We start from the raw sequence: 12561 nt of genomic DNA, 5'->3' as shown, positions 1-12561 counted from the left end.
GCGGGGGTGAAGATATTGGATAAGCTTAGTCTACACGATGCATTAAAACAACGAATATTAATCCTCGACGGCGCAATGGGGACAATGATTCAACAAGTGGATCTGACCAGCGAAGATTTCGGCGGCGAAGATCTGGATGGATGTAATGAAATGTTGGTGCTAACCCGCCCAGATTTGATCCAGCGTATTCATGAGGATTACCTGGAAGCTGGTGCCGATTTAATCGAAACCAATACATTTGGTGCAACTTCAGTTGTACTAGCTGAATACGATATTCAAGATCGTGCACGCGAAATAAATCTCGAAGCGGCCAGAATCGCGAAAGCTGCGGTAGACCGTTTCTCCACACCTGAGTCACCACGATATGTGGTCGGAGCGATGGGACCAACAACCAAGACGTTGTCTGTGACTGGCGGGGTGACATTCCAAGAGCTGGTGGACAGTTATTTCGAGCAGGCCCTTGCTTTAATAGAGGGAGGCGTTGATGCGCTACTGCTTGAAACCTCACAGGATACTCTCAATGTCAAAGCAGGAAGTATTGGCATTCAGCAAGCGTTTGATCAAAGTGGCATTAAGCTACCTCTTATGATCTCAGGAACGATTGAACCTATGGGTACGACCCTGGCCGGTCAGAACATTGAATCTTTTTATATATCCCTAGAACACCTTAACCCAATTTCGGTGGGACTAAACTGTGCGACAGGTCCGGAGTTTATGCGTGACCATATTCGTTCTTTGTCTGGCATGGCTTCTGTAGCTGTGAGTTGTTATCCGAATGCAGGTCTGCCTGACGAGAATGGTAACTATCATGAATCACCGGATTCACTTGCGCAGAAGATTGGTGCTTTTGCAGAACAGGGCTGGTTGAACATTGCAGGAGGATGCTGTGGAACAACCCCAGCGCATATCCGTGCCATGCGTGATACACTTGCCAAGTACCCCCCAAGGGAATTGAACGGAACACACCCGCCTGCATTGTCAGGAATTGAACCGGTATATGTCGAACAGGACAATCGTCCTTATATGGTTGGTGAGCGCACCAACGTGCTTGGTTCACGGAAATTCAAACGACTAATTGTCGAGGGCAAGTACGAAGAAGCTTCCGAAATTGCCCGGGCTCAAGTGAAAAACGGAGCACACATCGTTGACGTCTGCGTACAGGACCCTGACCGCGAGGAAACGGAAGATATGATCAAGTTCCTTGAACTTGTTGTCAAAAAGGTTAAGGTTCCGCTGATGATTGATACGACAGACGCGGCGGTTATTGATACAGCGCTTCAATATTCTCAAGGTAAGGCAATAATTAACTCCATTAACCTTGAGGATGGAGAAGAGAAATTTGAGCTCGTAACACCTTTGTTGCATAAATATGGCGGAGCCGTAGTTGTCGGAACGATTGACGAGCGTGGTCAGGCGATCAGCCGCGAGGACAAGCTTGAAGTAGCCAAACGTTCCTATGATTTACTGGTGAATAAATACGGCTTGAAGCCTGAAGACCTTATTTTTGATACACTGGTCTTTCCGGTAGGTACGGGGGATGAGCAGTACATCGGATCTGCGAAAGAAACAATCGAAGGTATACGTATCATTAAAGAAGCGTTACCAGAGTGCCATACGATCCTGGGTATTAGTAACATTTCCTTTGGTCTGCCTGAGGCAGGTCGTGAGGTGTTAAACTCTGTTTTCCTGTACGAGTGCACCAAAGCAGGTCTGGATTATGCCATCGTAAATACAGAAAAGCTGGAGCGTTACGCATCCATTCCGGAAGAAGAACGCAGACTCTCGGAAGAGCTTTTATATAATACAAATGATGATACGCTGGCTGCGTTCGTAGCTGCTTTCCGTAACAAAAAGGTAGAGAAAAAAGAAAAAATATCGAACCTTTCATTAGAAGAACGTCTCGCATCTTATGTAGTCGAAGGAAGCAAAGAGGGTTTGTTGCCCGATCTGGAGCAGGCTCTCAACAAATATTCAGCGCTTGAAGTCATCAACGGTCCGTTGATGCGGGGCATGGAAGAAGTCGGACGTCTCTTTAATAACAATGAGTTAATTGTCGCGGAGGTGCTTCAGAGTGCCGAAGTTATGAAGGCTTCAGTCGCATATCTGGAGCAGTTCATGGAGAAGAACGAAACTTCTGTTAAAGGTAAGATCATTCTCGCCACCGTTAAAGGTGACGTACATGATATCGGTAAAAACTTGGTAGAGATCATCTTGTCCAACAACGGTTACCGGATCATTAATTTGGGTATAAAAGTACCACCAGAGCGTATTATTGAGGCATATAGGGAAGAAAAAGTGGACGCTATTGGCCTCTCAGGTTTGCTCGTTAAGTCTGCTCAGCAGATGATCCTTACCGCTCAGGATCTGCGCACGGCTGGTATTGATGTGCCAATCATGGTAGGTGGGGCGGCATTGACTCGTAAGTTTACCAAAAACCGGATTCGCCCTGAATATAACGGCATGGTAGTCTATGCGAAGGATGCAATGGATGGTCTGGATCTGGCCAATAAGCTGATGAATCCAGTAACACGGGTAGCCATGCAAGCTGAGATGGATGCGGAAAAAGAAGCCGATGCTTCAAATGCGGGAGAGGTTCAAGCATTACCCGAGTTAACCCGGGTAGAACGCTCGGCCATTTCAGCTGATCATCCAGTGCTTGTCCCCCCTGATCTCGAGCGTCATACATTGCGGAATTACCCGTTATCACACATCCTGCCTTATGTGAACATGCAGATGCTACTCGGGCATCATTTGGGACTTCGTGGTTCAGTAGAGCAATTGCTCGCTGCGGGTGATCCTAAGGCAACGGATTTGAAGGCGGTCGTTGATGGCATTATGCAAGAAGCGGTTCGTGACGGAATCATTCAGGCTCATGCGATGTATCGTTTCTTCCCGGCGCAGTCGAGCGGCAACAGCGTCATCATTTATGATCCGCAAGATACGAGCAACATCCTGCATACCTTTACGTTCCCACGCCAGAAGGTGGAGCCGTTCCTGTGTCTTTCCGACTTCCTGAAGCCAGTTGAATCCGGTGAAATGGATTACGTGGGCTTCCTCGTTGTCACTGCGGGACATGGTGTGCGCGAGCTTTCGACCGCATGGAAGGATCAAGGGGATTATCTACGCTCGCATGCGCTGCAATCTGTAGCACTGGAAGTGGCGGAAGGGCTGGCAGAACGTGTGCATCACATGATGAGGGATATTTGGGGTTTCCCAGACCCGGCTGATATGACGATGAAACAACGTCATGGCGCACGTTATCAGGGGATTCGAGTATCCTTTGGATATCCGGCTTGTCCGGATCTGGAGGATCAGGGTCCGTTATTCAAGCTGATGCAGCCTGAAGATATCGGAGTAGAGTTGACGGAAGGTTTCATGATGGAACCTGAAGCATCGGTGTCCGCCATGGTATTTAGCCATCCGCAAGCCAAATATTTTAACGTCGAAAAAGCATAAATTGATAAGTTGTTCAGGCAAGCCCTCCGCATGGTCGGAGGTTTTTTGCTGGCAACAGAAAGAGGTGCGATCCAGAATGGAACTATATTTCCTGGGAACTAATGCTGGTGTACCTACGCTGCAACGGAATGTAACGTCCATCGGACTACGCATGTTGGATGAGCGCAGAGCGCTGTGGTTGTTTGACTGCGGGGAAGGGACACAGCATCAGATTTTAAGTTCTCCGCTTAAATTAAGCAAATTGGAGAAAATATTTATCACCCATCTGCATGGAGACCATGTGTTTGGACTGCCTGGTTTGCTGTCAAGCAGGGCATATCAGGGCGGAACGACTCCGCTCACGGTGTATGGACCACCAGGGACGGAGCGTATGATTGCAACAACGATGGAGATTAGCCAGTCTCGTTTGAATTATGATTTGAATATTGTGGAGCATACAGGCGGTGTACTGTTTGAAGATGACGGCTTTATCGTCGAATCGGCCCTGCTCGAACACCGTATTGACAGCTATGGGTATCGGATTACGGAGAAGGATCGTCCAGGTAGTCTTGATCCGGCTAAACTAGCAACGTACGGTCTGAAACCAGGCCCATTGTTTGGGCGGTTAAAGCGTGGAGAGACGATTACACTGGATAGTGGTGATACGGTTCGTCCTGAGGATGTTTTGGGAGCACCGAAACGTGGAATGGTGATTACGATTCTGGGTGATACGCGTCCTTGCGAAAACGTGAAACCTCTGGCTCAGGATGCAGATGTTCTTGTACATGAAGCGACGTTTATGCATGATCTGGCCGAAACTGCTCATGAGTACTATCATAGTACGTCCAGACAAGCGGCGGAAGCGGCTCTAGCGGCAAATGTGGGTCAGCTCATTATGACTCACTTCAGTTCCCGTTATAAAGATGAGGAACAGCTTCAGCCACTACTCGAAGAAGCCAAGAGTATCTTTCCGAACACAAGACTTGCGAACGAGCACCAACTGATTTCTGTGGTTCATGGGAAGCATGATTCTTCGCTATAAAGCGGTGGCCTTGATTCATGACGCAGGCTATATCAACAACCGGCGAGTGAGACGGGACTGAGGGAGAAACGTTCCCGAGGTCCCTTTTGCAATCTGTTCAGAAAGCGTGTAGGATGGGCAATATGAGTAGGGAAATTCTCCGAATTATTTTCCGGGAAAGCGCAGGAAATGACAAGCTTGTACAGAAGGCGCGCGAGTTAAAACGTCCGTGTTCGATCCGGTTCGACTTGTTCTGTGCTCCTTACTATGAGACTGAACCATCCTACATGTTTGAATACATAGTATAAAGGTTTGTTTGCATCGCCTGATTTTGTTAAGGGGATGAAATGTTAACAGAATGGAGAAAGGAAGTGCAATGTATGATTAAGGCCTATCTGATCGATCTGGATGGTACATTGTATCATGGCAGGCATCGTATTGATGGAGCCGATGAGCTGATTCGAACGTTGCGAAAGCAGGGAGTTCCTTATTTGTTTGTAACGAATAATTCTTCCCGTACATCCCAAGGTGTGGCTGATCATTTGAATGGCATGGGGATAGAAGCGGATGCTTCCGAGGTATGTACCTCTGCGGTTGCCGCGGCCGAATATGTTGCTGCAGATTTTCCCGGCGCGAAGGTGGCATGTATCGGGGAACTTGGGCTGTTACAGGCCATTGAAGAAGCGGGTTTAATTCTGACGGAGGCTGAGCCAGATGTTGTGATCCAAGGAATCGACCGCGAATTTACCTATCAAAAATTAACGAAGGCACTCCGCTGGATTAATGGGGGAGCTAAGTTTGTTATGACTAACCCTGATCTTCAGCTTCCGGCTGATGATGGATTAACGCCCGGCGCGGGCACCATTGGGGCTGCGATTGAGGCGGCTACTGGCGTGCAGCCAACGGTAATCGGTAAACCCTCAAGCATTATTATGAGATCAGCCATCCGTCGGTTGAACTTGAAGGCAGAAGAAGTGGCTGTTATCGGAGATAATATGCGCACGGATATTGCTGCAGGCGTGGCAGCAGGCTGTGAAACGATACTTGTTCTTACAGGTATTACTACACATGAAAATATGGATGGACATATTCAAGCTGCGAAGGCGCGTCCAGATCATATTTTTGAAGATTTGCATACACTGACTGCATGGTTAGCCCAAAAGGCAGGCCAGGCTTCCAAGAAGGAGTAGATAAAGAATGCCAGAGTTACCGGAAATGGAAAATTACAGGACGTTATTGTCCGAGCATATCCTTGATTTACCGATTACAGGGGTAGTTGTGAACCGTGAAAAGACGATCAATACGACTGCTGATGTGTTCATAGATGAGTTAACAGGCAATCGGATTATATTTGTGGAACGGCGCGCTAAACATCTGATCTTTCACCTTGCAAACGGCAAACGTCTTGTGTTGCATCTTATGCTGGGTGGCATGTTGTTCTGGGGGACTGAGGACGAGCGTCCTGACCGCACCACACAGGTAGAGATTCAATTCGGAGAACATATTCTGTTCTTCATCGGTTTGCGTCTTGGGTATCTGCATCTGATGTCTTCCAAGGAAACGGAAGAAGCTATGTCTGATTTAGGTCCGGAGCCTCTGGATCGTCGCATGAACAAAGAACGTTTTGCTGCGTTGCTTAAAGGTCGCAGGGGAACACTCAAAACCACCTTGGTAAATCAACATATTATCGCTGGCATCGGCAATTGTTATTCAGATGAAATCGCCTTCGCAGCGGGACTTAGACCAAGCTCAAAAACGCAGAACATTGCGAACTCAACTGAACTGACAGAGCGACTGTATCACTCTATGCAATCGGTGTTACGCGAGGCAGCGCACGAGGGCGGTTATATGGAAATGCCGCTAATGCAGGGAGACAACAAAACAGGAAAATTTGACGAGCAGTGCCGGGTCTATGACCGGGAGGGTGAAACTTGTCCTCGCTGCGGGGGAACTATTGAACGAGTTGAAATTACGGGCAAAAAGGCATTTTTCTGTCCGCAATGTCAGCATGAGGCCTAAAACCGGCATAGGCGCACATGTCAGCACGAAAGGCGGATTTTTACAGGCGGCTAAGAGAGCATATGAGATGGGAGCGACGGCTTTTCAGTATTTTCCGAAAAATCCGCGCAGTCTTAGTCTGAAAAGTCTTGATCGGAAAGATGCTGCATTGTGCAGGGACTGGTGTGGAGAACATGGTATGGCATCCATTGCTCACTCACCTTATCCTACGAATCCGGCACTGGGTAGGACCCGTGGAGAGGCGGGGTTTCATGCTATGGTTTCATCGATTCGCAATGATCTTGAGATTTCTAATGCATGTGGTTCGGTTGGAACAGTTGTTCATTTTGGCCATATACAAACGAAAGATCCGCTAGAGGGGTATCGTAATTTGATTCTCTGTCTGGACACTGCACTGGAAGGGTGGCAAGGCGAATCCAAGATTTTGCTTGAAAATCAGGCTGGAGATCATGGACCCATGGGGACAACGATGGAAGAAATGATCCAGATTCGCAAGCTGAGTCGATTCCCTGAACATATTGCATTTTGTTTCGACACATGTCATGCTTTTGCTTCAGGAATGTGGAAGGCTGGAGATGAGAACGTTTTGTTGGAAAAAGGAAGGCAGCTGGGATATTGGGATGACCTGGCGGCTGTTCATTTCAATGATTCGAAATATGCATCCGGTCTGAACAAAGACAGACATGCGAGAATTGGTCATGGACAGATTGGCTATGAATCGATGCAGAGACTTCTGCAATCACCAAATATTATGCAAGCGGTTGTTGTAATGGAGACGGAAACAGGAGAAGACGGAACGCACAGTGACGATATACAGCTTATGCGTTCCTGGTTATAAGTAGGGAGGTGCGAGGCGATGCATGTTTTTCTGGATGACTATCGTTCTTGTCCAAAAGGGTTTGTTCTGGCTACCAATGCTGAGGAATGCCTTTTGTTATTGCGAGATGGTGAAGTAGACATTCTATCACTGGACTATGAACTTGGGCCGGATTCGATGAATGGCGGTGAAGTAGCTGCGGCGATTGTACGGGAAGGGCTCTATCCGCGTGAGATCTATTTACATACGTCGAGTATGTATGGAAAACGCCAGATGTACGAGGTGTTGTATAGCAACAAACCTGAATCCGTTATAATTCATAACGGTCCGATGACAGGTGAAGTCATGTTGCGAGTGGCTGCGGAGGCTGAGAAGTTATGAAGCCGATTACGTCTAAAATGGTAATGCGCGGTGTATGGGAAGGGTTGCCTCAAGCTGTATTTATCTATACTCCGTTATGCGGAACGTGTGCAGCGGCACGTCGTATGCTGGAGGTTGCTGAGCATATGTTGCCAGAAGGTGTTTTATATGAGATGAATATTCATGATATTCCGGAGCTTGTGCAGCAGTTCCAGATTTCGAGTGTACCGGCTTTAATGTTGTTTGATGGTGAGCAAGATGTACCCAGGATGGTCTATCGGATGAACTCGGTTGAGCATCTGCTCAATGAGATTCGGAAGGCGGTATTAAAATGAGTGTTGTAGTGATGGAGAACATTTCGCTTCGTCGCGAAGAAAATCAGATACTTGATGACGTTCATTTACGCATTGAACCAGGGGAACATTGGGTTATTCTGGGGCGTAATGGATCAGGTAAAACTACACTGCTGGAAATGATGAATGGATATATGTTTCCAAGTTCGGGACGCATTGAAGTGCTCGGTAACGTGTACGGGCAATGTGATGTCCGGGAGGTACGCAAAGAGATCGGTTATATCAGCCAAACACTGATTGAAAAATTGACCTTACGTGATCCGGTGTGGGAGGTTGTCGCTACAGGAGCCTATGCCTTTTTGCGCTTTTATCAGACGATTCCAGATGAAGTGAAAACAAAGGCGATGCAACTGCTGGATGAGATGGGTTTCGCAAAATTGGCAAATCACTCGCTGGGAACGTTATCTCAGGGAGAACGCAAAAAAGTCATGTTGGCACGTTCGTTAATGGCAGAACCAAAATTGCTTATTATGGACGAGCCTTGTGCTGGCCTTGATCTGTATGAACGTGAAAAGATGCTGATTGAGATTGATCGTCTGCGCCAGCGGAATATGACGGTGGTGTACGTCACCCATCATGTGGAAGAGATCGTGCCGCTGTTTACTCATGTCGCATTGATCCGTGATGGACGCATTGCTGCGGCGGGGCCAAAACACGAGATTTTAACAGAAGATACAATTAAGCATACGTATGATATTCCGGTGGAAGTCCAGTGGCATGAGGATCGTCCATGGATACGCGTACGTTCTGGAGGGTAACACAAGTTGAGTACACAATCGGTTTCGGGAGAAACAGACTTTTCCCGTTTTATATGCACGGCCAATCACGGCTTTGCACCTTATGCGCAGGAGGAATTGCGCCGCACTTTTGGAGCAGTGAAGAGCACGGTGCTGGTTCCAGGTGAGATTCTACTGGCTGGTTTATCAGTTGCAGAGGAAGAAGTCTCGATTAGACTTCTGCAAGAGTCTCCGACGTTTTTGCGTCACATCCAGCCTGTTCAATTTCAAGAGAATACAGAGGATGCAGAGCAGTCTCTGGAGAAATTGATTGCATTTATTCTGAACCATAAGGAATTGTCTGGTGCACAGGTCGTTTTGCAAACTCGCAAAACGGAGGGTTCTTTTTGGGGCGAAAACGCAGCTTCATTAAAACAAATGCTGTCAGAAAAACTGGGTGATCTGGGCTGTGAATGGGTTATTCGGGATGCGGAATATGTCATTTCGGTATTTGCTGCTAATGATATGTTATATGCAGGTGTATCCAGACCGGAACAGAATCTGTCCGACTGGAGTGGTGGAGCGATCCGTTTTCAGAAGGAAGAAGGACAAATCTCACGAGCCAAATTTAAGTTGCTTGAAGCGGAGCAAACGTTTGGTATTGATTTTACTTCGTTTCACAAAGCACTTGATATTGGCGCAGCACCCGGGGGATGGACATCATTCCTGCTTGAGCGCGGGCTTGAGGTAACAGCAGTAGACCCGGCGAAGATGGATGCAACCTTGCTCGCTTCACCTAAATTGACGTTTTTGAAAAAAAATGCAGGTGATGTGCGTTTCCGCGAAGGTGAATTCGATCTGCTTGTATGTGATATGAGCTGGAGTCCGAAGCTGATGAGCAGACTTGTATCTGACCTTCTGTATAGTCTCCAATCCGGCGGGACAGCCATTGTTACGGTGAAATTGCTTCACAAGAAACCACTTGCGCTTATAAAAGAAGTAATCGATACGTTTGAGCGTTCGCGGATGCAGATTCAGCGTTCTAAGCAGCTGTTTCATAATCGTGAAGAGATCACATTATATATGATTAAATATTAAGTCATTTAACTTATAAAATATTCTGCTTTACAACGGTTGATTATGTGTACTATAATGATACCAATATTAACCATAACGACAATAAATTTGAGGGAAAGCATCCCGAAATGAACATGACTGGAAGTCCAGTGTGCTCATTATCGGTGAAGCTTTCCCTTTTTATGTTGTTTGGAAGGAGGTAATCCTATGAGACATCCGGCGAGGCTAGAACGCGGGAGCCTGCTGGGAGGCAGATATCGTATCCTATCGATTCTTGGTTCAGGAGGAATGAGCCATGTGTATGAGGCAGAAGATTTGAAGCTGCCAGGGAAGATCTGGGCTGTGAAGGAAAGTGTCACGAAGATGCCCTATGAAGGCAGTATGGAGAGAGAAGCGGCTCTGTTGACATCATTGCGCCATCCGAGACTTCCGCAGATTGTTGATTTTTTTGCTCCTGACGATGACGGTTATACGTACCTTGTCATGGAATATATTGAAGGGTTAACGCTGAGTGACTACTTCAAACAGTGCCGGGGTAAAATTCCGGTGGAGCAGTTGATGGAATTTGTGCTTCAATTACTGGATGTTCTAAGTTATTTGCATAAATTGGATCCTCCTGTTATTTACCGGGACCTGAAGCCGTCCAACATTATGATTACACCAGAGCATGAAGTGCGCTTGATTGATTTTGGTATTGCCCGCAGTTATAAGACGAATCATGCTGAAGATACGGTAAAACTCGGGACTGCGGGATTTGCGGCACCAGAACAATACGGCTCCGGGCAGTCAGATGCCCGTTCAGATCTATATGGTCTTGGAGCCCTGATGCTGTACCTTATGACGAGTGGGGCATACACAGAATGGATTCAAGGCGTGGAAAGTTCTATACGAAGCGATATCCCGCGAACATATATCCCTGTTGTTAGGCGGTTGCTGCGATATGATGTGAATGAACGGTTTCAAACGGCGGATGAGGTAAGAAAGGAGCTACTTCGAATACCGGGAATGATGTCCTCGCCTGCAGATCAACAGCTAACGATTGGTGGGGGCACGAGAGTGATTGCTCTTACGGGGGTTTCCGCTGGTGCTGGTGTTACTCATACAGCGATAGCGATCAGTCATTATCTGGAGAGGAAGAACTTTAAGGTCGCGTTGATCGAAATGTCACCTCGCTCTCAATCATTTACACGTATCCAGCACATTGCGCTAGGTGGTAAACCTGTAGCGTCAAGCAGGCAGTTTGCGGTGGATGGCGTGCATTATTGGAAGCAGTCTGGCCGGGCCGATATTTTATCCCTGCTGGGCGGTAGTTATCAATTTATTGTGATGGATCTAGGAAGCGGACAGGATCAGAATCGACTAGAGGAGTTTTTGCGTGCAGATCTGCCTATCATTATCGGTTCTGGTGCTGAATGGAAACAAGCAGAGGTTGGAGCTTTTGTACGCACACATTATCGCTTTCCCCGGGAGAAATGGATCTACTGCCTTCCGCTCGCCGCAACAGACGCAGTGGAGCGTGTACGTAGAACACTGGATACATCCCACGTATACGGATTACCGCTGCAGCTGGACCCATTTGACAAGGATGTTCATATGGATAAGGTACTCTCACAAATTCTAGGGCATTTAATGGTAAGGCAGACCTCAAAACGTTCATTTTTTTCACTTAAAAAGTACATGAGTAGAGGAGATTAGGAAAGGAGAGCCTCTTTTGTCCAAATTAAGAAAACAAAGTCGTCAACTGATTTATGCAGGACTGATTGGAGCAGGAGCTGTCGGTATGATGTTTGGAGGTTACGTTGTATATCAGATGAGCACAAAAGAGAATGTCAGGTCAGCAATGGAGGCCCGTTATCTGTCAGCGTATGAGGAGAAAGAAGCGGAATTGTTGCAGCAGTGGAATTCTGGTGCCCAAGGGTGGGTAACCATCAGGGATATCGAAGCGGGAGAACTTATCTCACCAGAGGATCTGAAACTGATTGCGATACCGGACGCTCAGGCTCCACGCAATCTATGGTCTAGTTCGCAGAAGCTGGAAGGGCAGTCAGCTAAAATTGAGTTAAAAAAAGGAACGGCGATTACAACGGAGATGGTGTATGAGGGAACACCTGCATCGCCTGATTTAAGAAATCGAGAGTTGCAAGTGGTATTGCTACCATCTTCGCTTGCCAAAGGAGACATGGTCGACGTACGTATTCAGTTTCCTACAGGTCAAGACTACATTCTCTTGTCCAAGAAAAAGGTGGAACGGTTAAACGCAGCAACACTATGGATTACGATGACAGAAGAAGAAATTTTGTCGTTATCCAGTGCAATCGTGGATGCCTATTTACATAAAGCTTCAATTTACGCTCTAACCTATGTAGAACCACAATTCCAGACTGCAGCTATTCCGACATATCCAGCCAATTCCGAAGTGTTAAAGCTACTGGAGAGTGATCCCAACATTGTGCGTCATGCCGAGCAGGAATTGTCGAGACAAGTTCGAAGTTCACTCGAAAGTTCTCTAGCTGTCTCCATGTCAGCTCCATCTAATGGTGTCGAACAAGATGTGGCACAATCTTCTGTTACGTATAATAAAAGGCCAAAAGTTCAAGATTCATCTGGAGCTAATGGAACGATTTGGAACGACGGATCAGGCAATAGGGAAACAGATTATACGGGAGAGGAATCAGACGCTATCGAATCTTCAACTCTGAACGACCAACAGCAATTGCTGACGGGAAACGAGTAAATCGATTAAATCATTGATTCTTATAACAA

General features: G+C 47.0%; 12 protein-coding genes. All 12 read left to right on the top strand.

Annotated features, from left to right (window positions below):
- Nucleotides 1–15: 15 nt before the first annotated feature.
- Nucleotides 16–3456, top strand: a complete 3441-nt coding sequence (gene metH, locus Q9R46_RS11790) for a methionine synthase (protein ID WP_311280181.1) — start codon at nt 16–18, stop codon at nt 3454–3456.
- Between the two features lie 76 nt (nt 3457–3532).
- Nucleotides 3533–4477 carry a ribonuclease Z gene (rnz, locus tag Q9R46_RS11785; RefSeq protein ID WP_311280180.1) on the top strand — a complete coding sequence of 315 codons (945 nt, stop codon included), beginning with the start codon at nt 3533–3535 and terminating at the stop codon, nt 4475–4477.
- A 122-nt stretch (nt 4478–4599) separates the two neighbouring features.
- Nucleotides 4600–4764 (top strand): hypothetical protein, encoded by a 165-nt coding sequence (locus Q9R46_RS11780; protein WP_311280179.1) that lies wholly within the window; start codon nt 4600–4602, stop codon nt 4762–4764.
- A 72-nt stretch (nt 4765–4836) separates the two neighbouring features.
- Nucleotides 4837–5646 (top strand): TIGR01457 family HAD-type hydrolase, encoded by an 810-nt coding sequence (locus Q9R46_RS11775; RefSeq protein WP_311280178.1) that lies wholly within the window; start codon nt 4837–4839, stop codon nt 5644–5646.
- A 7-nt stretch (nt 5647–5653) separates the two neighbouring features.
- Nucleotides 5654–6475 carry an Fpg/Nei family DNA glycosylase gene (locus Q9R46_RS11770; RefSeq protein WP_311280177.1) on the top strand — a complete coding sequence of 274 codons (822 nt, stop codon included), beginning with the start codon at nt 5654–5656 and terminating at the stop codon, nt 6473–6475.
- The gene (locus Q9R46_RS11765) at nt 6465–7313 is read left to right on the top strand and encodes a deoxyribonuclease IV (RefSeq protein ID WP_311281013.1); all 849 of its coding nucleotides are present in this window, start codon (nt 6465–6467) and stop codon (nt 7311–7313) included. The genes Q9R46_RS11770 and Q9R46_RS11765 overlap by 11 nt, the downstream gene beginning before the upstream one ends.
- A gap of 18 nt (nt 7314–7331) precedes the next feature.
- Nucleotides 7332–7673 (top strand): cyclic-phosphate processing receiver domain-containing protein, encoded by a 342-nt coding sequence (locus Q9R46_RS11760; RefSeq protein ID WP_311280176.1) that lies wholly within the window; start codon nt 7332–7334, stop codon nt 7671–7673.
- Nucleotides 7670–7987 carry a thioredoxin family protein gene (locus tag Q9R46_RS11755; protein WP_145331543.1) on the top strand — a complete coding sequence of 106 codons (318 nt, stop codon included), beginning with the start codon at nt 7670–7672 and terminating at the stop codon, nt 7985–7987. Before Q9R46_RS11760 ends, Q9R46_RS11755 begins: the two co-directional genes overlap by 4 nt.
- Complete coding sequence (locus Q9R46_RS11750) at nt 7984–8763, top strand: ABC transporter ATP-binding protein (RefSeq protein WP_311280175.1); 780 nt, start codon at nt 7984–7986, stop codon at nt 8761–8763. The genes Q9R46_RS11755 and Q9R46_RS11750 overlap by 4 nt, the downstream gene beginning before the upstream one ends.
- A gap of 6 nt (nt 8764–8769) precedes the next feature.
- Nucleotides 8770–9819, top strand: a complete 1050-nt coding sequence (locus Q9R46_RS11745) for a 23S rRNA (cytidine(2498)-2'-O)-methyltransferase RlmM (RefSeq protein ID WP_311280174.1) — start codon at nt 8770–8772, stop codon at nt 9817–9819.
- A gap of 186 nt (nt 9820–10005) precedes the next feature.
- On the top strand, nt 10006–11493 hold the full coding sequence (locus tag Q9R46_RS11740; protein WP_311280173.1) for a serine/threonine protein kinase: 1488 nt from the start codon (nt 10006–10008) through the stop codon (nt 11491–11493).
- 16 nt (nt 11494–11509) lie between these two features.
- Nucleotides 11510–12532 carry an SAF domain-containing protein gene (locus tag Q9R46_RS11735; protein ID WP_311280172.1) on the top strand — a complete coding sequence of 341 codons (1023 nt, stop codon included), beginning with the start codon at nt 11510–11512 and terminating at the stop codon, nt 12530–12532.
- Nucleotides 12533–12561 lie beyond the last annotated feature (29 nt).

Origin of the sequence: Paenibacillus sp. RRE4, assembly GCF_031844205.1 — a bacterium.
Taxonomy (GTDB): domain Bacteria; phylum Bacillota; class Bacilli; order Paenibacillales; family Paenibacillaceae; genus Paenibacillus; species Paenibacillus xylanexedens_B.
This window is presented reverse-complemented; position numbering and strand designations above follow the sequence as displayed.

Bases quoted from the DNA above. Each gene is read 5' to 3' on its own strand.
- rnz (WP_311280180.1), top strand. From the start codon at position 3,533: ATGGAACTATATTTCCTGGGAACTAATGCTGGTGTACCTACGCTGCAA.
- Q9R46_RS11780 (WP_311280179.1), top strand. From the start codon at position 4,600: ATGAGTAGGGAAATTCTCCGAATTATTTTCCGGGAAAGCGCAGGAAAT.
- Q9R46_RS11775 (WP_311280178.1), top strand. From the start codon at position 4,837: ATGATTAAGGCCTATCTGATCGATCTGGATGGTACATTGTATCATGGC.
- Q9R46_RS11770 (WP_311280177.1), top strand. From the start codon at position 5,654: ATGCCAGAGTTACCGGAAATGGAAAATTACAGGACGTTATTGTCCGAG.
- Q9R46_RS11765 (WP_311281013.1), top strand. From the start codon at position 6,465: ATGAGGCCTAAAACCGGCATAGGCGCACATGTCAGCACGAAAGGCGGA.
- Q9R46_RS11760 (WP_311280176.1), top strand. From the start codon at position 7,332: ATGCATGTTTTTCTGGATGACTATCGTTCTTGTCCAAAAGGGTTTGTT.
- Q9R46_RS11755 (WP_145331543.1), top strand. From the start codon at position 7,670: ATGAAGCCGATTACGTCTAAAATGGTAATGCGCGGTGTATGGGAAGGG.
- Q9R46_RS11750 (WP_311280175.1), top strand. From the start codon at position 7,984: ATGAGTGTTGTAGTGATGGAGAACATTTCGCTTCGTCGCGAAGAAAAT.
- Q9R46_RS11740 (WP_311280173.1), top strand. From the start codon at position 10,006: ATGAGACATCCGGCGAGGCTAGAACGCGGGAGCCTGCTGGGAGGCAGA.